Consider the following 25727-nt stretch of genomic DNA (forward strand, 5'->3'; position numbering starts at 1 on the left):
TTCACTTACGAGGTGACCCTTCGACGCGGTGGACGGCGACTTCAGCAATTACCATCCTCCCTGCTCAGAACGGTCACCTCGCCCCATGCCACGCCCACACCCGCCACGACACCGGTGGATCAGGGCTCAGTGGCGCCCACGAGTGCAGAGGTGCACAGCATCGCGTAGGGCTCGGCGAGCGTCTCGCTCGGCTGGAACTCGGCGCGGTACAGCGCGAAGACCCCCGCCGGGTCGAACTGGCCGAAGTGCCCTGCGTAGGAGTAGCGGATGCCCAGCTTGGCCGCCAGCCGTGCCGAGTAGTCCGACGACCCGAGCAGCCAGATCTCGGGGTAGCCGGACGCCGAGGGCGTCGCGGTGAGCGTCATGCCCCTACCGACGCGGACGCCGTGCGGGCTCAGCCAGGCAGACACCAGCTCGACGTGCTCGACGAAGTCCTCGTGCCCCAAGCCCTCCTGCGAGCGACGCAGCGCCCACGCGGTGACCTGGTCGGCGCCCGGTGCGCGCCCGATGCCGAGGTCGATGCGGCCCGGGTACAGGGCCTCGAGCGCCGCGAACTGCTCGGCGACGACGTAGGGCGAGTGGTTGGGCAGCATGACCCCGCCGGACCCGACCCGGATGCGCTCCGTGCGGCCGGCGACCGCGGCGATGACCACGGGCGGGGTCGTCGCCGCCACCGACGGCATGTTGTGGTGCTCGGCGATCCAGAACCGCTCGGCGCCCAACCGGTCCGCCGCTTGGGCGAACTCGATGGTGGCGGCGAAGGCGTCCGAGCTGGACCACCCGGCACGGACGGTGGCGAGGTCGAGGACGGAGACGGGAACGGAAGCCATGCCCCGACCGTACCCGGCAGGATGGGGACATGCCGACGATCACCTGCTTGCTGGGCGACATCACCGAGCAGCCCACCGACGCCATCGTGAATGCCGCCAACTCGTCCCTGCTCGGCGGGGGTGGGGTGGACGGGGCGATCCACCGCGCCGCCGGCCCCGAGCTGCTGGCCGCCTGCCGGGCACTGCGAGCCACCACATTGCGGGACGGGCTGCCTGTCGGGGACGCCGTGGCCACGCCCGGCTTCGCCCTGCCTGCGCGCTGGGTGATCCACACGGTCGGGCCGAACCGCCACGCCGGCGAGACCGACCCGACGCTGCTGGCGTCCTGCTTCACCCGCTCGCTCGACGTGGCGGCCGAACAGGGCGCGCGCACCGTGAGCTTCCCGGCCATCAGCGCGGGCATCTACGGTTGGGACGCCCGCGATGTTGCGCGCATCGCGCTCGAAGCCGTGCGTTCCCACCCGGCCCCCGGCGTCGAGGAGGTCCGCTTCGTGCTGTTCTCCTCCGCGCTCCTGGACGCCTTCGAGCGCGCAGCTGCGTCCTGAGCCCGGTGGCTCAGGGAAGGCGCGCCGCGAGCAACTCGGGCAGCTGCAGGATGTTCGCGACCAGCGGCACCGGGTGGACGCGCGTGTTCGTCCACGGGTCGAGGCTGCCGACCAGCGCGATCCCCAGCCCCAGGACGAACAGGACGCCGAAGGCGGCCAGGCGCACCCGTGTGAGCCGGGCCAGCCACGGGTAGAGGAACACCAGGGTCACCGGCAGCAGGGGCACCCACCAACGGATGCTGTAGCTCTGTCCCGAGTAGTTGGTCGAGAGCAGCAGGTAGTAGGCCACCAGGGCGGCCCCCGCTGCGGCGACGGCCCGCGCCTCCGGGGCGAGCGTGCGACCACGGGCGAAGGCTTCGCGCACCAGCAGAGGGATCGCGAGCCACAGGAGCGGGTTGTACAGCAGGAAGCCGCGACCGCCCACCAGCATCCCGGCGGCGTAGCCCACCAGGTCGCCCCCGGCGGCGATGCCGCTGCCGGTCAGCTCCTCGCGCGTCCAGGGTGATCCGGGGTAGAGGAAAAACTCAGGCACGAGTTGCAGCGGGACGAGGCTGCCCGAGATCGCGTGGTTGACCCAGAGCGCGGGGGCGACCGCGAGCAGGAACGGCACGACAAGCCACGCCACCCGGGTCCGCAGGCGGGGGTCGGCCACCACCACCGCCCCGAGTGCAACCGCGAACGCTCCGGTCGGCATGTCCGAGGAAGCGGCCAGCCCCAACGCCAGCCCCGCGCACGCCAGCAGCCACCGACCGCCGCCGGACGCCCGCGCGTGCGCCACGGCCGCCAGCGCGATCAACACCCAGGAGGCCGCGAGCGAATGGTTGTTGAAGGTCGCCACCCAGGTCAGGTGCAGGCTGCCGAGCCCGGTGGCGGCGGCCAACCAGGCGCGACGGCCCGCGGGCAGGCCGGTGAGGCCGAGCAGCCGGTAGAGAGCGACCAGGCCCAGCCACCACCACAGGGTGACGGTCCCCCAGGTCACCAGCGCGTAGGCCGGGTTCCATCCCGGAGCCAGTTTGATACCGACGGCGGACAGGGGGGCGTACACGACCGCACCGATGAGCGCGGGTGTGGCCTGCTTGTCGGAGTAGAAATGGCCGTCAACCCAGACCTTGTCGTGGGTCAGCGGAGCGAAGTCGGTGTCGTCGATGGAGAGGGAGCCGTGGTCGACCATGGCCTGGACGGCTGCCATCCTGCTGGCGTCGCTCCACCCCTGCGCCCGCGGCAGGACGGTCAGCGACCCCACCAGCGCCAGCAGCACGAAGAGCGTGACGACCACACGCCGCTCGTGCCGGCTCACGTCCGGTCAGCCCTCCGCACCATGCGGATCTCCCGTCTCACGCCAGGCGGCGTCCTCCACTCCGCCAGGGCGTCCAGCTCGAGGACGGACGCCTGACGGATCCGCACCGCCATCAGTCGAGGTAGTCCCGCAGGACCTGCGAACGCGATGGGTGCCGCAGCTTGCTCATGGTCTTGGACTCGATCTGGCGGATCCGCTCGCGGGTGACGCCGTAGACCTTGCCGATCTCGTCGAGGGTCTTCGGCTGGCCGTCGGTCAGGCCGAAGCGCATCGAGACGACGCCGGCCTCACGCTCGCTCAACGTGTCGAGCACGTCGTGCAGCTGCTCCTGCAGCAGCGTGAAGTTCACGGCCTCGGCGGGCACGACGGCCTCGGAGTCCTCGATCAGGTCGCCGAACTCGGAGTCGCCGTCCTCACCCAGCGGGGTGTGGAGCGAGATGGGCTCGCGGCCGTACTTCTGGACCTCGACCACCTTCTCGGCGGTCATGTCCAGCTCCTTTGCCAGCTCCTCGGGGGTTGGCTCGCGGCCCAGGTCCTGCAGCATCTGGCGCTGCACGCGTGCGAGCTTGTTGATGACCTCGACCATGTGCACCGGGATGCGGATGGTGCGGGCCTGGTCGGCCATGGCGCGGGTGATCGCCTGCTTGATCCACCACGTCGCGTAGGTCGAGAACTTGTAGCCCTTGGAGTAGTCGAACTTCTCCACGGCGCGGATCAGGCCCAGGTTGCCCTCCTGGATCAGGTCCAGGAACAGCATGCCGCGGCCGGTGTAGCGCTTGGCGAGCGATACGACCAGGCGCAGGTTGGCCTCCAGCAGGTGGTTCTTGGCGCGGCGCCCGTCCTCGACGATCCACTCGTAGTCGTCCATGTCACCGGACTTGACGGTGCCCTCGGTGATCGACTCGTCGGCGAACAGGCCGGCCTCGATGCGCTTGGCGAGGGTGACCTCCTGCTCGGCGTTCAGCAGGGCCACCTTGCCGATCTGCTTGAGGTAGTCCTTGACCGGGTCGGCGGTGGCGCCGGCGGCCATGACCTGCTGCTCGGGCTCGTCGGTGTCGTCGGCGTCGGAGACGACGAAGCCGCCGTCCTCGACGAGCTTCTTCTCCTCCTTGGCAGCCTCGCCCTCGTTGAACTGGCCCTCGTCCACCTCGTCCAGCGAACGCTTCTTGCCACCGACGGTCAGGACGACGTCGTCGCCGTCGCGCTCGAACTTGACCTCCTTGAGTGCCTCCGGGGTCAGCACCTCGGCCACGGTGGGGGTACCCTCGGCGCCCTCCAGCTCGATGTCCTCGTCCTCGAGCACCTCGGGTGCGTCCTCGGCCTCGGGGTCGACGACCTCGTCCTCGACGGGCTCGGGCTTCACCTCGGGCTCGGCCTTCGCCCTGGCACGCGAGCGCGCGGGGGCCTTGGCCGGTGCCTTCGCGGCGGCGGTGCGTGCCGGCGCCTTGCGTGCGGGCTTGGCCTCCTCGACCGTCTCCGGCGCCCCGGCTGGCGCGGCAACCTTGCGGGTGCGCGCGCGGCTCGCAGTGGCCTTCGGCGTGTCCGACGCGCTGGCAGCGCTGGAGCTTAGAGTCACGTGGGCCCTTTCGTTTCGTCCGGTTTCTGGGCGTGCAGCGGCCGGGACCTGTCAACGTCCGGCGCAACGGCCATTGTTGCACGCGTTCGGTGCTGACCCAAATGGCGGGGCTTCGCCGCGAGGCTACGCTGGCCGCCGTGCCCGATGCCCTGCAGAGCCCGCCCGACGCCCCCCGTCGTCCGTTCACCCGGACCGTCCACGGCGACGCCGTCGACGACCCTTACCACTGGATGGCCGACAAGACCGACCCCGAACTGCTGGAGTACCTGGCGGCCGAGAACGCCTGGACCGAGCAGCACACGGCGCACCTGGAGCCGCTCGCCGAGGAGCTCTACGGCGACCTGAAGGCACGCACCAAGCAGACCGACATGTCGGTGCCGCTGCACGTCACCCACACCGACGGCACCAGCTACTGGTACTACGGCCGCACCACCGAGGGCCACGACTACGGGCGCTCCTGCCGCCTGCCGGCCACCTCGCGCGATGACATCCCCGACGTCTCCGAGCCGGGCCCGGACGAGGAGGTCGTCCTCGACGTCCAGGCGCTGGCCGAGGGCCACGACTACTTCTCCCTCGGGCTGGCCAACGTCTCCCCCGACGGACGCCGGCTGGCCTATTCCGTCGACACCACCGGCGACGAGCGCTACGACCTGTTCGTCGTCGACCTCGCGACGGGCGAGACGATCGACGGGCCGGTTCCCGGCGTCGGGGGCGGCGGCACGTGGGCCGGGCCGGACTGGCTGTTCTACACGCGCGTGGACGCCGCGTGGCGCCCCCACGAGGTGTGGCGCCACCGGGTCGGCACGGACCCGGCCGCGGACGCCCTCGTGTTCTCCGAGCCCGACGACCGGTTCTGGGTCGCGGTGGGCAGCTCCCGCGACCACGCCTGGGTGTTCGTCGAGGTGGCGTCCAAGACGACCACCGAGACGCGGCTGCTCCCGTCCTCGGACCCGACCGGGGAGCCCACCGTGGTGCAGCCGCGGCGTCCGGGCCTGGAGTACTCCGTCGAGCTCGCGCCGGACGCCCTCTGGATCCTCCACAACGACGACGCGCCCCAGTTCAAGCTGAGCCGCGCGCCGCTGGCCACCCCCGGCATCGAGCACTGGGAGACCGTCATCGAGGAGCGCCCCGAGACGCGCCTCCTCGACGTCAGCGTGTACGCCTCGGCCGTCGTCATCGACCACCGCACCAACGGCCTGGCGGGCATCAGCGTCCTGCCGCGCGGCGAGGACGGCGCGCTCGGCGTCCTCACCGAGCTCACGTTCGACGAGGCCCTCTACGACGTCGGCGCCGAGGAGGCCCCCGACTTCGACACCGACCGCATCCGGTTCGGCTACGAGTCGCTGGTGACCCCGACCAGCGTGTGGGAGTACCGACTGGACACCGGCGCGCGCCGGCTGCTCAAGCAGACGCCCGTCCTCGACCACCCGACCCATGGCGCGTACGACCCGACCGCGTATGTGAGCGAGCGGTTGTGGGCCACCGCCGAGGACGGGACACGCGTGCCGATCTCCCTGGTCCGCCACCGCGACACCCCGACCAACGGGACGGCCCCCGGCCTGCTGTACGGCTACGGCGCGTACGAATCGGCGACCATGCCCTACTTCGCGATGAGCCGGATCAGCCTGCTCGACCGCGGTTTCGTGTTCGCGATCGCCCACGTGCGCGGTGGCGGCGAGCTCGGACGCCCGTGGTACGACGGCGGCAAGCTGCTGGACAAGCCGAACACCTTCTCCGACTTCGTCGCCTGCGGGCGGGTGCTCGTCGACGAGGGGCGCGTCGCCCCCGACCGCCTGCTCGCCGAGGGCGGCTCCGCCGGTGGGCTGCTCATCGGCGCCGCGGTCAACCTCGACCCCGGGCTTTTCCGTGCGGTTCATGCGGCGGTCCCGTTCGTCGACCCGCTCACCACGATCCTCAACCCCGACCTGCCGCTCACGGTCATGGAGTGGGAGGAGTGGGGCAACCCGGTCGAGGACCCCGCCGTCTACGCCTGCATGAAGGCCTACTCCCCCTACGAGAACGTGCGACCCACCACCTACCCGGCGATCCTCGCGACGACCAGCCTGAACGACACCCGCGTGGAGGTCACCGAGCCCGCCAAGTGGGTCGCCCGGCTTCGCGACATGGTGACCAACGGCCCCGACCGCCCGATCCTGCTCAAGACCGAGATGGTGGCCGGCCACGGCGGCGTGTCCGGCCGCTACAAGGCCTGGCGGGAGCGGGCGTTCGAGCTGGCGTGGCTCGTCGACCAGGCCGGCGCCAACACCTGAGGATTTCCCGTGCCGGACGCCTCTGTGCTCTCAGGCGGGGCGCTCGCATCCCCGGCACGCAGGGAAAACCCGTACGACCACGGTCTTGATTTCACCCTCGCGGGTTGGTCTCAGGGCTCGTTCGGGGGGTGCACCGAACAAATTGGACGTCTTTCGCGTTGTACTGGTCGACGACGAAAGGACGACGCATGATCTCGACCTCGCACCGTTCCCGCTCGACCGATGGCATCGACGGCAAGGACTCCGTCGGGCTGTACCTGGACGGCATCGCCAAGACGCCGCTCCTGACGGCCGAGGAGGAGGTGCAGCTCGCCCGGGAGATCGAGGCGGGGCTGTATGCCGAACAGATCCTCGACGGATCCGTGACCACCAAGGAACGGGGTGGCCGGAAGGCGAAGAAGGCCTCCACCGAGGAGCTTGAGTTGATCGCCGAGCAGGGCCGCGCCGCCATGAAGCGCTTCGTGACCGCCAACCTGCGGCTGGTGGTCTCCGTGGCCCGCAAGTACGGCCGCGCACAGATGCCGCTGCTGGACCTGGTCCAGGAGGGCAACACGGGCCTGATCCGCGCCGTGGAGAAGTTCGACTACTCCAAGGGCTTCAAGTTCTCCACCTACGCCACGTGGTGGGTGCGCCAGTCGATCAGCCGCGGCATCGCCCAGCAGGGCCGCATCGTTCGCCTCCCCGTGCACGTTGCCGAGCAGATCAACCAGGTCTCGGCCACGCGCCGCAACCTCGAGCGCAAGCTCGGCCGCGAGCCCGAGGTCATCGAGATCGCCGACGAGCTCGGCCTCGAGGAGGACCGCATCATCGAGCTGCTCCGCCTCGCGCGCGACCACGTGTCGCTGGATGCCCCGGTCGAGGAGGACGGCGACACCGCCCTGGGCGACCTGCTCGCGCGCGACACCACGCCCGGCCCCGACGAGGTCGTGCTGGACGCCGAGGACCGGGCCCGCCTGGACAACCTCCTCGACAGCCTCGACGAGCGCTCCGCCGACGTGGTGCGCCGCCGCTACGGCCTCCTGGACGGACGCCAGGCCAAGCTCGCGGACATCGCGAGCGTCTGGGGCATCACCGCCGAGCGCGTCCGCCAGATCGAGCGCCAGGCCATCGCCAAGCTGCGTGACACCACCCTGGCCGCCTGACGCCAACAAGACGGCACCCCGCCGACGAGCCCCCGAGCAGCGCGCTCGGGGGCTCGTCTCCGTCCCGGGACTGCTCTGGCTCAGACCAGGCCGCGGCGGGGCCGGTCGTCGGCCATCCGCACCAGCCCCTCCTGGACCGCGTGCGCGCCGAGCACACCGTCCGCGTCGAACAGCTTGCCGAAGGACAGCCCGAGCGCGTTGCTGGCGTTCGGGGAGGACTGGTCGTAGAGCACCCACTGGTCGGCGCGCAGCGGCCGGTGGAACCACATGGAGTGGTCGATCGTGGCCATCTGCATGCGCGGCGAGCCGAACGCAGCGGCGTGCGGCAGCGTGGAGACGCTCAGCAGGGTGAGGTCGGACGCGTACGCGAGCACCATCTGGTGCAGGCGCGGGTCATCTGGCATCTCCCCCACCGCCCGCATCCAGATCTGCAGGCGCGGTCCCTGTGCGGACTCGCGGTTGCTGTAACCGACGTAGCGGGTGTCGAGGGCCGCCCACTCGCGCTCCCAGACCTCCTTGGTGCGGGGCGAGCGCTGGGCCAGCACGTCTGCCAGCCGGGGGCACTCCTCGGGCGCGACCGGCGGCTTGAACGGGACGGCCGCGTGCTCCAGGCCCCCCTCGGGCACCTTGAAGGAGGCCGACATCACGAAAATGTCGTGGCCGTTCTGCGTCGCGGTCACCCTCCGCGTGGTGAAGGAGCCGCCGTCCCGCGAGCGGTCGACCTCGTAGACGATGCCGGAGGCCGTGGAGCCGGCCCGCAGGAAGTAGCACTTGAGCGAGTGGCACAGGCGCCCGTCCGACACCGTCCGGTACATCGCCGCGAGCGCCTGGGCCATGACCTGCCCGCCGAAGGTGCGCTGCTGGTCGGTGACGGGGTGTTCGCCGACGAAGACGTCGTCGCTGCGCCGCTCAAGGTCCAGCAGGTCCAGGACCTCACTGATGTGTTCCACGCGAACCCTCCGGGTCGTCGCCCTCCTGCTGGGCCAGGAACTGCTCCACGGCCGCGCCGATCTCGTCCGCCGAGGGGACACTGGGGCGTCCGGTCGACTGTACCTCGTCGTACTGCTGCTCCAGCGCCTGCACCAAGGGTCCAAGCTCGCCGTCGGAATCGACCTCGCCCTCCAGCTGGGAGAGGGTCTGCAGCGCGAGGGTCGCCAGCTCCCCCGGCGGCAGGTCGAGGCCGGTGGCCGCGCGGATGCGCTCCAGCACGGCCAGCGCGCCGGGCGCGTAGGTGCCGGGAGCCAGGTAGTGGGGCACGTGGGCGACGAAGCCGCACGCGAGGCGTCCGGCCTGCCCGGAGCGGTACTCCAGCATGGAGGCGAAGCTGCCGGGCACGACGACCCGGTCGATCCAGACGGGATTGTCGGTCACGAGCTCGGGGTCGGTGGCGTGGCCCGTGACCAGGACCGGACGCGTGTGCGGGACGCCCATCGGGACGCCCTGGGCGGTCACCAGCTGCGACACGTCGAGGCCGTCGGCGATCTGCAGGAGTGCGGCGCAGGCCCTGTTCCACTGCGTGTCGGGCTCGGGGCCGCTCAGCAGCAGGAAGGGGCGACCCGAGGCGTCCGTGACCTTGTGGAGGGCCAGGCGGTAGTCGGTCAGCGACGTCCACGTGTTGGTGTCGAAGACCATCTGCGGGCGCCGCGAGCGGTAGTCGTGCAGCTGGTCGTGGTCGAAGGTGGCCAGCAGTTCCGCGTCGAGGCTCTCGAGCAGGTGCTCGCTCAGCTGGCGTGCGACCTGGCCGGCGTCGACGTACCCCTCCAGCAGGTGCACCAGCACCGGGCGGGTGCCCGTCAGGCTCTCCCAGACGTCCTGCTCCACCGTGTACAGCGCGCCCGGGTCCATCATGGCGCCCACTCTAGCGGCGGCCGCTCAACCGACCCGTTCGACCAGCTGATAGTCCTGCTGGGCCAGCACCTCACGCCACCGGGTGCCCGGCCAGAGTGCGGCCCCGTGCACGGCGCCATCGACGCGACTGCTCCAGCCGCCGCCCCGGTTGTCGATGACGATCCGGTCGGGGATGGGGTTGCCCTCGTTGGCGATGAAGTAGACGTCGGCGCGGTCGACCAACTGGTTCATCAGGGAGATGTCGGAGGCCACCACGGCGCCCCGCGGGACGAGGGAGACGAGCTCGGCGGCCGCGCGCGGGCGGGGGCCATCCACCGTCCAGGTCCCGCCCTTGGTGAGGTCCCACAGCGGCATCTGGGGCAGCACCGCGAGGGCGAACATCAGGAGCACCGCCGGGCCGCTGCGGGCCCAGCCGCGCAGCACCGGGCTCCGCGCGTCCGCCAGCAGCCGCACCCCCTCGGCGGCGGCCACGAACGCGATCGGCATCAGCATGAGGCTGTAGTGCCACGTCGGGCCCCAGTGCCCCGACAGGCTGGACAGGAACCGCCAGCCCAGCGTCGGCAGCAGCGCCAGTGCGAGGTTCGAGCGCAGCGCCAGCAGGCCGGTGCAGGCCAGCAGCATGAACAGGGTGAGCATCTTCTGCTCGTTGGTGAGGATCTCCGCCACCGTCCCGACGGGGTCGGCCAGGACCGCGGCCAGGTCGAGGTGGCCCGCGTAGTCGTACTGCCCGCGCAGGTTCATCGCGGGCAGGATCACGCGCAGCGCGAGCACGAACCAGGCGATGCCCCACGCGGCCAGGCCCAGCCCCAGCAGCCACCGGCGCGAGCGCCACGCCACGAGCAGGCCCAACACGGCGACGGTGGGGCCCAGGTCCTCCTTGACGAAGACGAGCAGGCCGAGCCACACGGTGGCGGCCACCCAGCGTTCGCGCACGAGGCACCACAGGCCGACGGCGAGGATCGGCGCGCCCACGGCGACCTCATGGAACTGCACGGCGGCCGCCTCCTGGACGCCCCAGCTGAAGGCGTACGCCAGGCCGATGAGCCACGCGGCCCCGCGGCCGACGAGGTGGTGAGCCGCGGCGGCGACGAAGAACGCCGAGACCCCCAGCAGGACGGCCTGGGCCACCATCAGCGTGAGCGCCGACGGGAACGCGGCGTAGAGCGGGGCCAGCAGCACGAGGATCGGGTGGAAGTGGTCGCCCATGATGTTGTAGCCGGCGCCCTTGATGTGGACGACCGGCGCCTCGAGCGCCGCGTAGCGCTGCAGGATCTGGGTGAAGATGCCCAGATCCCACGACGGGGACTCGAAGCGCCGCCACTGCAGCGTCGAGAACAGCGCGTAGGTGGCCGTGGCGAGGGCGGCCACCACCCAGGGCGCGGCGCCGAGCGAGGCCAGGCGCGTCCCACGCGGTGGCGCGACGGAGGCGGGCATGGTCCGATCCTGTCAGGACAGCGCCGCTAGGACGCCCCGGACGCGCTTGGCGGACACCGGCTGCGCCGTGCCCAGCGACTGCGCGAACAGGCTGACGCGCAGCTCCTCCAGCAGCCAGCCGGCCTCGACGGCCGCGGCGGGCAGCTCGCCGACCTCGTGGACGGCGACGGCCGCAGCGTAGGCGTCCTCGAGCTCGGCGATGACGGAGAGGTTCTGCAGCTCGCGGGCCGGATTCGCCGTCCATCCCTTGAGGCGGACGTCGACGGCGTGGAGGTACTTGTCCAGGCGGGTGAAGTGCGGCTCGGGGGTGGCCGCGATGAAGCCGTCGAACACAAGGTTGTCGAGCTGGGCGGTGATGTCGTCCCTGGTCTCCCCCTCGGGGCGCCGGGCCAGTTCGGCGCGCACCTCCGCGTGGCGGGTGAGGATGCGCGCGGCGACGCGGGTGATGGCCTGCATGCGTTCGGCCGCGTCCGGGCGGACCATGTCGACCAGGCGGCGGAAGGAGGCCTCGTCACGGATCGTGTCGGGGTCCACGCGGTGCTGGGCGATGAGGTCGCCGGTCGCCTTGAGCCGGACGTCGGCGAGCAGGGCGTTCAGGTTGGCGTACGGGCCGCCCGACAGCGCGATCTTCTCGGCGTTGGAGAGGTGGATGAACACGCTGCGGGTGGGGTCGGGCGACTCCAGCATCACGAGGCGGCGCAGCCCGCGCGCCTGCCAACGGGACGCCTTGGCGGCGGTGTTGGCGATGCGGACGCCCACGGTCTCGCCCTGGTCGACCAGGGCCGGATAGCCCACCAGCGGCGTCGGGTCGCGGTCGACCTCGCGGGTGGCGGGGATCGTGCCGAACTCCCACTTCTTCGCGCCCGGGTGCGCCACGTCGGACGCAGCCGCGTTGAGCCGCTTGTTCAGCCGCGGGGCGAACTGCTTGCGGAGGCTCTCGAAGTCCTTGCCGGCGCCGAGCTCGCGGCGTCCGTCGGTGATGACGTAGCGCACGGTGAGGTGGTCGGGCAGCGCCGACTCGTTGAACAGGGTGGCGTCCAGCGGCTCACCCGAGAGGGCGCCGAGGGCCGCCGCGAGGGCGTCCGGGAAAGCCAGCGACGCCCGGTCGGGGTGGTCGTCGAGCCAGGTGAGCGCGCGGCGCCCCCAGTCCGGCGCGGGGACGAACCGGGTGCGGACGGCCTTGGGCAGCGAGCGGATGAGCTCGGTGGCCAGCTCGTCGCGCAGGCCGGGCACCTGCCACGTGAACGGCGCCGGGTCGACCTGGTTGAGGACGCTGACGTCCACGTCGACGGAGACGCCGTCGCGATGGGCGCCGGGGGCGAACACGTAGCTGACGGGCAGGTCGGTCGGGCCGACGGTCCAGGTGTCGGGGAAGGCATCGGCGTCCACGGCGTCCGTGTCGTCGACGAGGTCGGCCATCGCGAGGTCGAGGTAGTCGTCCTCGACCCGGCGCTTGTCGCGCCACCAGCGGTCGAAGTGTGCCACCGACGTGATGTCGGCCGGGATGCGCTCGTCATAGAACGCATGGATCGCGGCGTCGTCCACGACGATGTCGCGGCGACGGGTGCGCTCCTCCAACTCCTCGGCCTCGGCGCGGACCTTCTCGTTGCGCGCGTAGAAGTGGTGCCGGGTTCGCCACTGCCCCTCGACCAGCGCCGACTGGATGAACATCTGGCGGGCGACGACGGGGTCGATGCGGCCGTAGCTGACCGTGCGCCCGGCGACGATCGGCACGCCCAGCAGGCTGACGCGCTCGTCGGCGACGCACTGGCCGCCGGAGACCGACCAGCGGGGCTCGGAGTATTGCCGGGTGATCAGGTGGGTGCCGACCTCCTCGACCTGCTCGGCGGTGACCGGGGCGACCGTTCGCGCCCACAAGCGGCTCGTCTCGACGAGCTCGACGGCCATCACCAGCGGCGGCTCCGCCTTGGCGGCCGCGCTGCCGGGCTGGATCGCGAACCGCGCCCCGCGCGCGCCGAGGTACTCGGCCATCGGGCGCCGCCCGCGGCGCTGCTGGGTCTTGGGCGCCGTGGAGCTCTCGTCACGCAGGCCCACGTGCGAGAGCAGCCCCGACAGGACGGCCGTGTGCACGGCCTCCCAGTCGGGGGTGTGGCCGGACGCCGTGCGTGGCTCCTTGGCGCGGCGGCGGCGATGGTCGGCGTCCCGGTCGGGGGCGTTGGTGTCGAGGTCGAGCTCGCCGACGACCTCGCGCAGCTGGGAGACCAGGTCCTGCCACTCGCGGATGCGGAGGAAGTTGAGGAACTCGTCGCGACACATCCGGCGAAAGGCGTTGCCGGACAGCTCGTTGCGCTGGCTGCGGAGGTAGTCCCACAGGCGCCAGATGGCGGCGATGTCGGACGGGTCGCGGTCGCCGTGGGCCTCGCCCGCGGCGGCGTGGGCCGCGCCGTCCTCGCTCCAGAACCGGCGGTGCAGGGCGTCCGCCTCCGCCTGCTTCTCCGAGGGGCGTTCGCGCACGTCCGGGATCGCGAGGGCGGCCACGATCGGCAGGACGTCCCAGGCGGCGCCGCGGCGTCCGGCCTCGACGAGCATGCGGCCCAGACGCGGGTCGATCGGCAGGCGCGCCAGCAGCCGCCCGGTCTTCGTGAGGCGGGGCCCCTCCGCCGAGGGCTTGTGTTCGCGGCCCTTCGAGGCTCGATCCTCCTGCAGCGCGCCCAGCTCCTTCAGCAGCCGCAGGCCGTCGCGGACCTGCGAGCGGTCAGGCGGCTCGACGAAGGGGAAGTCCTCGATGGCGCCCAGGCGCGCGTCGGCCATCTGCAGGATGACCGAGGCGAGGTTGGTGCGCAGGATCTCGGGCTCGGTGAACGCGGGGCGGGCGAGGAAGTCATCCTCCGAGTAGAGCCGGATGGCGATGCCCGGCCCGAGGCGTCCGCAGCGGCCGGCGCGCTGGTTGGCGCTGGCCTGGCTGACGGGCTCGATCGGCAGGCGCTGCACCTTGGTGCGCGCCGAGTAGCGGCTCATGCGGGCGAAGCCCGGGTCCACGACGTACCGGATGCCCGGCACCGTCAGCGACGTCTCGGCGACGTTGGTGGCCAGCACGACGCGCATCGTGCCGGGGTGGGGGCGGAACACACGGTCCTGCTCCGCTGCGCTCAGGCGGGCGAACAGCGGCAGCACCTCGGTGTTGCGCAGCTTGAGCGCCTCGATGGCGTCCGCGGCGTCGCGGATGTCGCGCTCGCCCGAGCAGAACACGAGGATGTCGCCCTCGCCGAGGGCGTGAAGTTGCGTCACGGCGCGGGCGATGCCGTCGACGAGGTCGTTCTCGTGCTCGAGCGGCTCGTAGACGATCTCGACCGGGTAGGTGCGACCCGACACCTCGACGATGGGGGCGTCGCCGAAGTGCTCGGCGAAGCGGGCCGTGTCGATGGTGGCCGAGGTGATGATGACCTTGAGGTCCGGACGCCGCGGCAGCAGCTGCTTGAGGTAACCCAGCAGGAAGTCGATGTTGAGCGAGCGCTCGTGCGCCTCGTCGATGATGATCGTGTCGTAGTGGCGCAGGTCGCGGTCGTGGCCGATCTCGGCGAGGAGGATGCCGTCGGTCATCAGCTTCACCTTGGTGCGCCGGGTGGCCTGGCGGGTGAAGCGCACCTGGTAGCCGACCGCGTCCCCGATCTCGACGCCCATCTCCTGCGCGATGCGGGTGGCGACGGTGCGTGCGGCGAGGCGGCGCGGCTGGGTGTGGGCGATGCGGGAGCGCCCCGCGAGCAGCGCGATCTTCGGCAGCTGGGTGGTCTTGCCCGAGCCGGTCTCTCCGGCGACGACCACGACCTGGTGGGCCGCGATGAGCGCGCGGATCTCGTCGACCGCGGCCGAGATCGGCAGGGCGGGGTCGAACTCGAGGCGCAGGTCGCCAGCGCGCGGGTTCTCAGGCATGGCCGGTCCATGCTACCCGCTGACATCCCTGATGCCGGCGTCCTCAGCTCAGCAGGGCCTTGGCCTTGTCCCCCGGCGTCCAGCCCAGCGTGGTGCCGTCGTCGGGGCCCGTCTGCCACGTGTAGAGGTCGCAGGAGCGCTGGAGGGAGGTCATCTCTCCCCAGGGCGTCAGGCCCACGAGTGTGACCGCCTCGATGCGGCCCATGAGCTCGGTGAACCACGCCCGGGCCGGCAGCTCGGACAGCGCCGCCTCGGCGTGGGCCTGCTGCTCGGCAACCCACGCGGTCGCGGCGGGGTCGTCGGCGTCCTCGAGCCAGCGGTAGGGGTCGGCGACCTGGGTGCCGTGGAGGTTCTCGACGAGATCGTCGCGGCGCGTGTGCGGGTAGGGCATGCGGGCGAGTCTACGGACCACGGATGGGGAGGGCCCGGGTGGTGTGCAGTTCGAGCTCACGGAACTGTCGCTGTGGCGATGGTTCTGTGAGCTCGAACTGCACACCCGAGGGGTGCGGGTCAGCCAGCCGTAGGGTTCGACAGGCTCAGCCGGCCGGGGCGCCCTCAGCCGGCGTCGGCGGAGACCGAACGGCCCGACCAGGCGGTGGCCTCGATGGCGATGCCGAGCTCGCGGCGACCGAGGGCCCAGGCGTTGGTGATGGGCAGCTCCCCGTCCCAGGCACGCGTGGTGCCCTGGACAAGGACGGCCCAGCCGGTGGCGGTCGACGCGTCCAGGTCGTCGACCTGGAACGCCACCTCCACCGGCTGGGTGAGCTCCTGCAGGATGGTTCCCTCTGCCACGCGGAAGACGATGCGGTTCCCGACCAGCACGAAGTTGACCGGCAGCACCTGGATGCCACGCGACTGCGACACCCACGACACACGACCGACGGTGGCGTCGCCGATCAGGCTGCGACACTCGTCCGGGTCGATGGTCACGAAGTATCCAAGGGGATTCACGGATGGGAGCTTACAGTTCCGACAGGGTCCAGTCGCGCACCTCGGGCATGTCCTCGAGGTGCTCGACGATGTACTCCTCGTGTCGGGCCAGTTGTGCCTCGCACCACTTCTTGAGGTCGTCGGCGCCGGCGGGCAACGCCTTGGCGTTGTTGATGGCGTCGATGACGAGGTGGTAGCGGGAGGCCCGGTTCTTCACGACCATGTCGAACGGCGTGGTCGTCGTCCCCTGCTCGATGAAGCCGCGCACGCGGAACCGGTCGGCGTCCGGACGCCCGTGCATGAGCTGATGGATGCCGCCCGGGTAGCCGTGGAACGCGAACACCACGTCCTGGGTGTCGGTGAACAGTTCGCGGAACAGCGTCTCGCTCATGCCCTGCGGGTGGTCCTTGGGACGCCGGAGCGTCATCAGGTTCACCACGTTCACCACGCGGATCCGCATCGCCGGCAGCTTGGCCTTGATGATCTCCGCCGCCGCGACCGTCTCCATCGTCATGATGTCGCCGGCACACGCGAGCACGATGTCGGGCTGGCCAGGGCCAAACTGGTCCTCGTTGCCGGCCCACTCCCACACCGAGGCGCCGCGCGTGCAGTGGTCGATGGCCTCCTCCATCGTCAGCCACTGGGGCTGGGGCTGCTTGTCCTGCACGATCAGGTTGACGTAATCGGTCGACCGGAAGCAGTGGTCGGCCACCCACAGCAGGGAGTTCGCGTCCGGCGGCAGGTAGACCCGCGCCACCTTCGGCCCCATGTTCAGCAGGAGCTGCAGCATGCCCGGCCCCTGGTGGCTGAAGCCGTTGTGGTCGTTGCGCCACGCGGTCGAGCTGAGCAGGATGTTGAGGCTCGGGATGGATTCACGCCAATCGAGCTCGCCGGCCTCCTGCAGCCACTTTCCGTGCTGGATCGTCTGGGACGCCGACACCATCGCGAACGCCTCGTAGGTGGCGAACAGGCCGTGGCGTCCGGTGAGGTTGTACGCCTCGAGCCAGCCGTGGGTGTTGTGCTCGCTGAGCACCTCCATCACCCGACCGTTGCGCGACAGCTTCTCGTCGTCGTCCGTGACCTCCTCCATCCACGTCCGGTCGGACGCCTCGAACACGGCACCCAGCCGGTTCGAGTTGGTCTCGTCGGGACAGAACAGCCGGAACGTCTCTGGGTTGAGCCGGTAGAGCTCGCGCATGAACTCGCCGAGCTTGCGGGTCGACTCGACGCGCTCGGTGGCCCGCTGCTCGACCGCCACCGCCATCGCGCGGAAGTCGGGCATCTCGAGGGGTCTCATGAGCTTGCCGCCGTTGGCGTACGGCGTCCCGGACATGGTCATGTCGGGGTCGTCGGGGTTCGCCGACTTGACCAGGTCGGTCGGCGAGCCATCCTCGTTGAAGAGCTCGTCGAGGTTATAGGAGCGCATCCATGCCTCGAGCTGCTGGAGGTGCTCGGGGTCGGTCTTGACGCCGGACAGGGGCACTTGGTGGCTGCGCCACGTGCCCTCCATCTTCTTGCCCTCGAACTCCTTCGGGCCGGTCCAGCCCTTGGGGCTGCGGAGGATGATCATCGGCCAGACCGGGCGCGTCCCGTCCCACGAACCGGTGCGGGCGGCGTCCTGGATGTCCTTGATCTTGGCGTAGGCGGTGGCCAGCGCTTCGGCGAAGCGGTGGTGCATGCCGGGGGTGTCCTCGCCCTCGACCTCGATGACCTCGTAGCCGTGGCCCTCGAAGAGCTTGGTGACCTCCTCGCGCGGCTTGCGTGCCAGGACGGTCGGGGCGGCGATCTTGCCGCCGTTGAGGTGCAGGACGGGCAGCACGGCGCCGTCGCGCTCGGGATTCAGGAAGGAGATGCCCTTCCAGGAGCCTTCCAGCGGGCCGGTCTCGGCCTCGCCGTCGCCGACGACGGCGATCGTGAGCAGGTCGGGGTTGTCGAAGACGGAGCCGAACGCGTGGATCAGCGCGTAGCCGAGCTCGCCGCCCTCGTGGATGGAGCCGGGCGTGGTCACCGAGGCGTGCGAGGGGATCCCGCCGGGCGCGGAGAACGTCCGGAACAGCTTGAGCATGCCCTCGGCGTCCTGTGTGGCGTACGGGAAGGCCGGGGTGTAGGTGCCCTCGAGGTAGGAGGCGCCCACGATGGAAGGGCCGCCGTGGCCGGGGCCGGTGACATAGAGGCACTTCTGGCCGGTGCGCTTGATGAGGCGGGAGGCGTGCGCCCAGATGAAGGCCAGGCCGGGCGAGGTGCCCCAGTGGCCCAGCAGGCGGGGCTTGATGTGGTCGGGGCGGAGGGGCTCGCGGAGCAACGGGTTCGCCTGCAGGTAGATCATGCCCACCGTCAGGTAGTTGTTCGCGCGCCACCAGGCGTCGATCGAGGCGAGTTCGGAGTCGTCCAGTTTCGGGAGTAGCTCTGCCATGTCCTCACGCTAACCGGCGGGCCGCGGAATGGGCAGCTCTTGGCACTTATTGTCGTGATAACTAATACTCACCACGTCAACAATCCCCACGGCGAGAGGACCGGCCCGTACCTAGGCCGGATCCTGCTCCTCGCCCTCGAACGTGGTCCGCCCGCGCAGCTTCTGCGCCAGCGCGTCGTCGATGCTGTCGCTCACCAGCGAGACCACCTGGAAGGCCCGGTGCAGGTGCGCCGGGATGAGGGGGTCCGCCGGCACCGACATGCTGACGTACACCCGGTCGCGGATGAGCTGGAACCGCACCCACCGGGAGTCGGTATTGAGGTCGCTGAGGACCTCCATGGCCCGCGAGCGCCCCTCCACGTCGTGCACGAGCGGGGAGAAGACCAGCACCTCCTGGGCGTCGGGCGCGGCGCGGACGAGCACCATCGTCGACCCGACCCGCAGGGCGAGGTCGCCGGCGTCGTCGCGCAGGGGCTCGAAGCCGAGCATCAGGGTCAACTCGCGCTGCAGGGCGGCGTCCAGTTCCTCGGCCGATGCGGCCAGGATCGGCTCGGTCCGCTGCGGCTCATGGGCCAGCGCCTGCCCGGCGCGCTGTCCCTCGGTCGGCGCCGGCGTGAGGATGTCGGCGAGCTGGTCGGGCGCCAGGAGCGCGGGGTGCTGGACGCCGTGCACGTCGCGCAGGGCGTCCGAGGCCGCCATGGCGAGCTCCTCGGCCTCCTCCTGGGTGCCCCTCCGTGTCCAGGTGCCGGCCTCCTTGGGCGCGGGCGTCCAGCCGGACGCCGCGAGCGCGGCCCCGGCCTCGTCCCCCAGCCCGGCCGTCGTGGCGTGCGCGGTCAGGGCGCCACCGTCGGCGCAGTGGAAGCGGACGTGGGGGGCCCCCTCCCCCGCCTCCGCCAGCGAGCCGATCGCGAGCGTGGCGCCGGCGTCCATCACGGACAGCACCTCGGCCAGCCGCTCGCCGAAACGGCGCCAGGACTCCTGGGCCGAGCGGTCGAAGTCGAAGTCGGAGACGTCGGAGGTCAGTCTGGGATCATCGCTCACGGCCCCAACCTAGCCTCACCCCAGCAGTGCGGCGATGACCAGCAGCGATGCCACGGACAGGATGGTCGTCCAGAACACGGCGTCGCGCGCGAGCATTTCACCCTCGCCGTAGCGGCTCGCGGTGATGTAGACGTTCTGCGCCGTCGGCAGCGCGCCGAGGATCGTGACCGCGTACAGGTCGGTGCCCTGCAGGCCCATCGCCGAACCGATCGCCCACGCCGCCAGCGGGTGCACCACGACCTTGAGCGCCACTGCGACCCACAGGGGGGCCCGGTGCGGGCCCTTGCCGGGCAGGGGGTCGAGCCGCATGGACACGCCGAAGGACAGCAGCATGAGCGGCAGGGCGATGCCGCCGATCATCTCCACCGGGCGCATGACGAAGTCGGGGACGCCCACGCCCAGCAGGTTCATCGCGAGGCCGGCGAGGATGCCGATCGTGATCGGGTTGCGGACCGGGAGGAGCAGGTACTTCCACGGGTTGGTACGCCTACCCGTGCGCCTCGACGCGGCGACGTCGAGGATCGCCAGGCAGATCGGCATGATGAACGCGAGCTGCAGCAGCATGACGGGCGCCACCCACGTGCCGTCCTGCAGCAACGCCACCGCGACGGGCAGGCCGAAGTTCGCGGCGTTGGTGTAGAAGGACGACATGAAGCCGATGAGACCGTCGCCCAGCGACTGCTTGAACGCCGGGATCGCGACCGCCAGGTAGAGGACGCCCACCACCGCGACCGCCGCGATGGTCACGACGACGGTGCGCGAAAACACGTGGGCCAGGTCGGCCTCGAGCAGGAGGGAGAACAGCAGTGCGGGCGAGCCGACCGTGAACGCGAGCGTCGACATGAGCCGGCGGCCCGGCTGGTTGACCAGCCCGCGGTGGGCGATGAACCAGCCCACGGCGATGACCACCCAGATGGTGGAGATGCCACTGATCGCGCCCTGCACGGCAGCCACCCTAGTGTCCGGCCCGCCGGGGCGTGTCACGGGCCCGGGTCCCTGAGCTCGTCCGAGGTCGCCCACCGGACGACCGCTAGCATGGCGCGGTGATGTCGGGGGGCGGACGCAACCATGTGATCGACGTCGCCCGGGCGTGTTCGGTGCTCGTCGTGGTTGTGTTCCACACCCTGCTGTACCGCATCGAGCTGACCGACGCCGGGCCGACGTTGGTGCCGTGGGCGGCACCCACATGGCTCTACCCGCTCACCTGGGTGCTCATGATCATGCCCCTGTTCTTCGTCGCCGGCGGTTTCGCGCACACCCTCACCATCGACCGGATGCGCCGTGAGGGGGACAGCCCCGCCCAGTACCTCGCCAGCCGCGGACGCCGCTTCGTCGGCCCCCTGGTCGTGTTCGTGTCCTTCTGCGCGGTGCTGTTCTCGCTGGCCGCGTGGGCGGGCCCGCTGGACGCGGCGTCCGAGCTGAGCCGCCTGCTCATGCAGCTGCTCTGGTTCGTGACGGTCTACCTGGGCATCGTCGTGGTGGCGCCCAGAGCCGTGCGGCTGCACGACCGCTTCGGCGTCTGGCCGATGCTGGTGCTGGCCGTGCTGGCAGCCGCCGTCGACGCCTGGTCCTTCGCCACGGGCCGCTGGGAGCTGCGCAACCTCAATATGGCCCTGGTCTGGCCGCTGGTGCACCAGTTCGGCATCGCCTACCAGCGCGGCTGGTGGCGTCGGGGCCCGGTGTGGACTGCGTGGGCGTCCGTCGTCGCGGGCGCGGCCCTGGTGGGCCTGCTCGTGTTCGGGTTCGGCTACCCGCCCACCTCGGTGGGCTTCGCCGACCTGCCGATCGCGAACATCCAGCCGCCCACGCTGGCGATGGCGGCCCTCGCGCTGGCCCAGTGCGGCGTGCTCGCCCTGGTCGAACGGTCCGGGCTGCTGAGGTCGGTGCCGGAGCGGGCCGCCGAGTCGCTCGGAGTCCTGAACGCGGTGATGGTCAGCGTCTACCTGTGGCACATCCCGTGCATCGCGCTGGCCGGGGGGGTCCTCACGCTGGTCGCCATCATGGTGCCGGCGGCGGCACCGTTGCTGCTGTCCCCCGCCGTGCTGGCGCCGGCGTCCCTGGTCGCGGTCGGCCTGATCGTGCCCGCCCTGGGCCGGTTGGAACTGCGCCTGATCCCGCCGATGGGGCCGCGGCAGGACCTCACGCTGGCCGTGCTTGCGTTCGGCGTGCTGGGCTTCGGCACCCTCCTGGTCTGGCAGACGGGTACGGTGGTGCACTGGGACCGACCCGGGTCGACGCTGGGCGTGGTGATGGTGCTGGTCGGGGCCTGGCTCATGGTCCGGGCCGCGGACGCCTCACAGGCTGCGGTCCGGCGGTAGGCCCGCGCACCGCAGCCGGCCTGTGACGAGAGGGATGTACGTGAACTTCAACCCCCTGACGTGGGACGCCCCCTACCTCGTGATCGTCGGCGCGCTGTTCATGATCGTGTTCCTGCGCGCCAACGGCACGTACTGGTTGGGGCGCCTCATCAGCCGGGGTGCGGAGCGCACGCGCGCCCGGAGGATGATGGAGACCCCCGGCTACCAGCGGGCCGTCCAGCGCCTCAACCAGTGGGGCCCGCCCGTCGTCTCGGTCTCGTTCCTGACCATCGGCTTCCAGACCCTGGTGAACCTCGCCGCAGGGGCCACCCGCATGCCGCTCACCCGCTACCTGCCCGCCGTGACGATCGGGTGCGTGATGTGGGCGTTCGTCTACGGCACCGTCGGCACCGCCGGCATCGAGGCCCTCGGCCTCGTCTGGGAGCGCAACCCCCCACTCGCGGTCTTCCTCGGCGTGCTGGCCGTCTCGGCGCTGGTGGTGTTCATCACCTGGCGCGTCCGTGAGGCCAAGCGTCGGCGTCCGGACGCCGCACCGGCGGTGGAGACCGCTTGATCAGAACAGCCCCCGCGTGCGTTGGGGGATCTCGGCCTCGGCGTCCGCCTCGCCCGCCGCGGGGTCCACGACGCTCGTGGGGTCCAGCTCACCGGTGTGCACGTGGGTCGGGTTGAGCACCCGGTCCAGGAACGTTCGCGTGCGCTCGTGCTGCGGGTTGCCGATGACCTGGTCGGGGTGGCCCTCCTCGACGACGACGCCGCCGTCCATGAAGATCACGCGGTCGGCGACCTCGCGCGCGAACGCCATCTCGTGGGTGACCACCATCATCGTCATGCCGGTCTCCGCGAGGCGCCGCATGACGTCGAGCACGTCACCGACGAGCTCGGGGTCGAGCGCCGAGGTGGGCTCGTCGAAGAGCACCATCTCGACGTCCATGGTGAGCGCCCGGGCGATGGCGACGCGCTGCTGCTGGCCGCCTGACAGCTGCGCCGGGAAGGCGTCCGCACGGTGCTTGAGGCCGACCTGGTCGAGGTAGTCGAGGGCCTGCTTCTCGGCCTCGGCCTTGGGCACCCGCTTCACCGCGATCGGGCCGATCGTGCAGTTCTGCAGGACGGTCAGGTGCGGGAACAGGTTGAAGGACTGGAAGACCATCCCCATCTTGGTGCGGATGGCGTCCACGTCGGCGTCCGGGTCGGTGATCTCCTCGTTGATGATGAAGATGCGTCCCGACGTGGGCTCCTCGAGCATGTTGACGCAGCGCAGCAGCGTCGACTTGCCCGAGCCGGACGGGCCGATCACGCAGACCACCTCGCCGGAGTGGACGGTCAGCGAGATGCCCTTGAGCACCTCGACGTCGCCGAAGCTCTTGTGCAGGTCATAGATCTGGATCTCGTCGCGGCGGTCGCCGGTGGGGATCCGGGCCGGGGTCGTCGTCATGTCCGTCACCGTGCCTTCTTGGCCTTGGCCTCCATGCGCCGCACCAGGAAGGTGAGCGGGAGGGTGATGAGCAGGTAGCAGAAGCCGGCTATCACCAGCGGGGTCAGGTTGCCGTTGCTGTTGGAGATGTCGCGGCCGAACTTCGTCAGTTCGAACGCGGACGCCGTCAGGCCCAGGACGTAGACCAGCGAGGAGTCCTTCGTGAGCAAGATGAGCTCGTTGGTCAGCGGCGGCGTGATGATCCGGAACGCCTGCGGCAGCACGATGCGGCGCATCGCCATGCCCGAGGCCATGCCCAGCGCGCGGGCGGCCTCGACCTGCCCCTTCGGCACCGCGAGGATGCCGGCGCGGATGGTCTCTGCCATGTAGGCGGCGCTCACCATGCCCAGCGCCGTCCAGACGGTGCCGTACGGGTCGAGCGGGAAGCGCAGGCCGGGGAACGCGACCGACAGCAGGCCGAAGGCCAGCAGGACGATCAGGGCCGGCACGCCGCGGAAGAACTCGATGTAGATGGACGCGATCCAGCGGTAGGGCGCGACCTGCGACAGGCGCATCAACGCCAGCAGGGTGCCCAGGGTGACGCCCACGACGAACGCGCCGAACGTGTAGAACACCGTGTTCAGCAGCGCGCGCGGGAGGCCCGAGGTCAGGGTGACCTGGATGAGGTCGGTGCGGAAGAACACCGACTGCACCTGGCGGCCGTCCACGGTGAGGATGAGGAGGACGACGACCGCGGCCAGGATCGCGTACTGGATCCAGCGGATGCGTTGCGCCCGCTTGCGGGGCGAGAGCTTCTTGCGCGGCACGGTTCCGGCCTGCGTGGTGGTGGTCATCGTGCTCCTGTCGGGTCTGGGACGTCACGCCCCGGCTTCCGGCCGCCCGCGGGGGCGACCGGACGCCGCGGGTGCAGGGTCACTTGGCGGGCGCGTCGACCCCGAACCACTTCTTGTAGATCTCGTTGAAGGTGCCGTCGGCCCGAGCCTTGTCGAGTACCTCGTTGATCTTGGTGGCCAGCGCCTTGTTGTCGTTGCTGACGTTGAAGCCGTACTGCTCGCCGGTCTCGAACTCCTGGATGACCTTGGTGGTCGGATTGTCGTTGGCGAAGTCGTACAGCACGCCGTTGTCGTTGATCGTCGCGGCGGTGACGTCACCGAGCACCGAGTTGGTGGCGGTCGGCATGTCGTCGAACACGCGGGTCGTGTAGCCGTACTTGGCGGCGTTCTCTTCAGCCCAGTCCTTACCGGTGGTGTCGGTCTGGACGGCGACCTGCTTGTCCTTCAGGTCCTCGACCTTGGTGATGCCGGAGTCGGTCTTGACCAGCAGGGCGAGCGTCGAGTCGAAGTGCGGCTCGGCGAAGGTGGCGGCCTTGGCGCGTTCCTCGCGGATGGTGATGGCGGCGGCGCCGACGTCACACTTCTTGGCGGCGAAGACGGAGCCGGAGGTGATCTGGTCGAACGCGATGTCGACGATCTCCTGCTCGACGCCGAGGTCCTTGGCGACGAGGTCCATCAGGTCCACCTCGTAGCCGACGATCTTGCCGGAGTCGTCCTTGAACTGGAACGGCTTGAAGGCCAGGTGGGTGCAGGCGGTCAGCTTGCCGGGGGTGATCAGGGCGATCTCGGCGCCACCCGCGGCGGCGGTGCTGGCGGGAGCCGGCGTGGCCGAGTTGTTGGCGCAGGCGGTCAGGGACAGGGCGGTGGCGCCAGCGGCGAAGGCCAGGGCGACGGAGCGGAACTTGGTCACGCGAGTTTCCTCTTTCGGGTCAAGGAAATGATGGGGAATCCTTGCACCACCGAACGCCGTTGCCCAGAGCAGCCACGCGGGCGGACACCAGACGTGACCAGATCGATGCATGCCCGTGGCAGGGTGGAAACATGCAGAACCTGCGTTTGCCGGCCCCCGACGAGTTGGACGCCCTCGTGGCGGTCGCCACCGAGGTGGCCCGGGCGTGCGGGCTACTGGTCACACAAGAGCGCCCCGCCCACGTCGAGGTCGCCGGCACCAAGACCAGCCCGGTCGACATCGTCACCGAGATGGACCGCCGCAGCGAGGACCTCGCCCGCCGCCTCCTCACCGACCTGCGCCCCGACGACGGAATCGTGGGCGAGGAGGGCGCCGACCGCCCTGGTAGCAGCGGCATCACGTGGCTCGTCGACCCGATCGACGGCACCGTGAACTACCTCTACGACAACGGCGAGTTCGCCGTCAGCGTCGCCGCCGTGCTCGGGGACGCCCACGTCGACGGGGGGTTCTGGCCCGTCGCCGGGGCGGTGTTCAACCCGTCCAACGGCGAACTGTTCACCGCACAACGAGGGGGCGGGGCGTTCCTCGAGCGGGGTGGCTCGCGGGTGGCGTTGTCGGCCTCGCCCGCGGTGGACCTGGCCGGGTCCTTGGTGGGGACGGGCTTCGCTTACGACGCGGGCGTCCGGGCCCGCCAGGGGGTGGCGGTCGCGCGCCTGCTGCCGCTCGTGCGCGACATCCGCCGGCACGGTGCCGCCTCGCTCGACCTGTGCGCCGTCGCCGCCGGCCGGCTGGACGCCTACTACGAGGCCGGCCTGAACCCCTGGGACCACGCGGCCGCGTGGATCGTCGTCGAGGAGGCCGGCCTGGTGGTGCGCGGGGCGCGGGGTGGGCCTCCGGTGCGGGAACTCACCCTCGCGGGGCGTCCGGACATCCTGGACGCCCTCGAGGCGATCGTCAGCGCCTGAGGTCGGTGTCGCGGGCGCCTGCGCGGCGGACGGGAACCCCTTGGAACGACGA

21 protein-coding genes are annotated in these 25727 nt (G+C 70.9%); 6 read left to right on the top strand and 15 right to left on the bottom strand.

All coding sequences use genetic code 11. From position 1 onward, the window contains the following. Positions 1–119 precede the first annotated feature (119 nt). Positions 120–830, bottom strand: coding sequence for an MsnO8 family LLM class oxidoreductase (locus ET989_RS12260; RefSeq protein WP_131169404.1), 711 nt, complete (start codon positions 828–830; stop codon positions 120–122). A gap of 29 nt (positions 831–859) precedes the next feature. Here ET989_RS12260 and ET989_RS12265 point away from each other — a divergent pair, with 29 nt between their 5' ends. After that, the gene (locus tag ET989_RS12265; protein ID WP_131169406.1) at positions 860–1375 is read left to right on the top strand and encodes an O-acetyl-ADP-ribose deacetylase; all 516 of its coding nucleotides are present in this window, start codon (positions 860–862) and stop codon (positions 1373–1375) included. Positions 1376–1385: 10 nt separating this feature from the next. Here ET989_RS12265 and ET989_RS12270 read toward each other — a convergent pair whose 3' ends face one another. Both ET989_RS12270 and ET989_RS12275 read right to left on the bottom strand, forming a co-directional pair. Beyond that, on the bottom strand, positions 1386–2672 hold the full coding sequence (locus ET989_RS12270; protein ID WP_131169408.1) for a hypothetical protein: 1287 nt from the start codon (positions 2670–2672) through the stop codon (positions 1386–1388). Between the two features lie 112 nt (positions 2673–2784). Beyond that, positions 2785–4248 (bottom strand): RNA polymerase sigma factor, encoded by a 1464-nt coding sequence (locus ET989_RS12275; protein ID WP_131169411.1) that lies wholly within the window; start codon positions 4246–4248, stop codon positions 2785–2787. 137 nt (positions 4249–4385) lie between these two features. Between ET989_RS12275 and ET989_RS12280 the strand changes: the two genes are divergently transcribed. Together ET989_RS12280 and ET989_RS12285 are read left to right on the top strand one after the other, a co-directional pair. Beyond that, on the top strand, positions 4386–6518 hold the full coding sequence (locus ET989_RS12280; RefSeq protein ID WP_241656340.1) for a S9 family peptidase: 2133 nt from the start codon (positions 4386–4388) through the stop codon (positions 6516–6518). Positions 6519–6709: 191 nt separating this feature from the next. Then, complete coding sequence (locus ET989_RS12285) at positions 6710–7660, top strand: sigma-70 family RNA polymerase sigma factor (protein WP_131169523.1); 951 nt, start codon at positions 6710–6712, stop codon at positions 7658–7660. 80 nt (positions 7661–7740) lie between these two features. Here the strand turns inward: ET989_RS12285 and ET989_RS12290 are convergent, their stop codons facing one another. The 9 genes from ET989_RS12290 to ET989_RS12330 all read right to left on the bottom strand — a co-directional run bounded on the left by ET989_RS12290 (position 7741) and on the right by ET989_RS12330 (position 20162). Beyond that, a complete protein-coding gene (locus ET989_RS12290) occupies positions 7741–8610 on the bottom strand; it encodes an acyl-CoA thioesterase (protein WP_131169414.1) in 870 nt (289 codons plus the stop codon). After that, positions 8594–9508, bottom strand: coding sequence for a PAC2 family protein (locus tag ET989_RS12295; protein WP_131169416.1), 915 nt, complete (start codon positions 9506–9508; stop codon positions 8594–8596). The genes ET989_RS12290 and ET989_RS12295 overlap by 17 nt, the downstream gene beginning before the upstream one ends. A 24-nt stretch (positions 9509–9532) precedes the next feature. Then, positions 9533–10942 carry a DUF2079 domain-containing protein gene (locus ET989_RS12300; protein ID WP_131169417.1) on the bottom strand — a complete coding sequence of 470 codons (1410 nt, stop codon included), beginning with the start codon at positions 10940–10942 and terminating at the stop codon, positions 9533–9535. 12 nt (positions 10943–10954) lie between these two features. Beyond that, positions 10955–14833 (bottom strand): ATP-dependent RNA helicase HrpA, encoded by a 3879-nt coding sequence (hrpA, locus tag ET989_RS12305; protein WP_131169420.1) that lies wholly within the window; start codon positions 14831–14833, stop codon positions 10955–10957. A 43-nt stretch (positions 14834–14876) separates the two neighbouring features. Continuing rightward, the gene (locus ET989_RS12310; RefSeq protein WP_131169423.1) at positions 14877–15224 is read right to left on the bottom strand and encodes a hypothetical protein; all 348 of its coding nucleotides are present in this window, start codon (positions 15222–15224) and stop codon (positions 14877–14879) included. Between the two features lie 164 nt (positions 15225–15388). Continuing rightward, positions 15389–15784 (bottom strand): pyridoxamine 5'-phosphate oxidase family protein, encoded by a 396-nt coding sequence (locus tag ET989_RS12315; RefSeq protein WP_131169426.1) that lies wholly within the window; start codon positions 15782–15784, stop codon positions 15389–15391. Between the two features lie 10 nt (positions 15785–15794). After that, on the bottom strand, positions 15795–18176 hold the full coding sequence (locus tag ET989_RS12320; RefSeq protein ID WP_131169428.1) for a phosphoketolase family protein: 2382 nt from the start codon (positions 18174–18176) through the stop codon (positions 15795–15797). Positions 18177–18287: 111 nt separating this feature from the next. Beyond that, positions 18288–19217 carry a T3SS (YopN, CesT) and YbjN peptide-binding chaperone 1 gene (locus ET989_RS12325; protein ID WP_131169429.1) on the bottom strand — a complete coding sequence of 310 codons (930 nt, stop codon included), beginning with the start codon at positions 19215–19217 and terminating at the stop codon, positions 18288–18290. Positions 19218–19232: 15 nt separating this feature from the next. Next, positions 19233–20162 (bottom strand): AEC family transporter, encoded by a 930-nt coding sequence (locus ET989_RS12330; RefSeq protein ID WP_165490166.1) that lies wholly within the window; start codon positions 20160–20162, stop codon positions 19233–19235. A 101-nt stretch (positions 20163–20263) separates the two neighbouring features. Here ET989_RS12330 and ET989_RS12335 point away from each other — a divergent pair, with 101 nt between their 5' ends. Next, entirely contained in the window at positions 20264–21535 is a 1272-nt protein-coding gene (locus ET989_RS12335) for an acyltransferase family protein (RefSeq protein WP_241656345.1), read from the top strand. A 40-nt stretch (positions 21536–21575) separates the two neighbouring features. Beyond that, complete coding sequence (locus tag ET989_RS12340; RefSeq protein WP_241656341.1) at positions 21576–22088, top strand: DedA family protein; 513 nt, start codon at positions 21576–21578, stop codon at positions 22086–22088. Here ET989_RS12340 and ET989_RS12345 read toward each other — a convergent pair whose 3' ends face one another. The 3 genes from ET989_RS12345 to ET989_RS12355 form a co-directional block, all read right to left on the bottom strand. After that, complete coding sequence (locus ET989_RS12345) at positions 22089–22967, bottom strand: amino acid ABC transporter ATP-binding protein (protein ID WP_131169436.1); 879 nt, start codon at positions 22965–22967, stop codon at positions 22089–22091. It lies immediately after the preceding gene. Between the two features lie 5 nt (positions 22968–22972). Continuing rightward, the gene (locus ET989_RS12350; RefSeq protein WP_131169438.1) at positions 22973–23800 is read right to left on the bottom strand and encodes an amino acid ABC transporter permease; all 828 of its coding nucleotides are present in this window, start codon (positions 23798–23800) and stop codon (positions 22973–22975) included. 79 nt (positions 23801–23879) lie between these two features. Next, positions 23880–24710 carry an ABC transporter substrate-binding protein gene (locus ET989_RS12355; protein WP_206662345.1) on the bottom strand — a complete coding sequence of 277 codons (831 nt, stop codon included), beginning with the start codon at positions 24708–24710 and terminating at the stop codon, positions 23880–23882. 131 nt (positions 24711–24841) lie between these two features. Here ET989_RS12355 and ET989_RS12360 point away from each other — a divergent pair, with 131 nt between their 5' ends. Next, a complete protein-coding gene (locus tag ET989_RS12360) occupies positions 24842–25675 on the top strand; it encodes an inositol monophosphatase family protein (protein ID WP_131169442.1) in 834 nt (277 codons plus the stop codon). Positions 25676–25727: the final 52 nt, after the last annotated feature.

The sequence above is a fragment of the Propioniciclava sinopodophylli genome, from assembly GCF_004324755.1.
Lineage (GTDB): Bacteria > Actinomycetota > Actinomycetes > Propionibacteriales > Propionibacteriaceae > Propioniciclava > Propioniciclava sinopodophylli.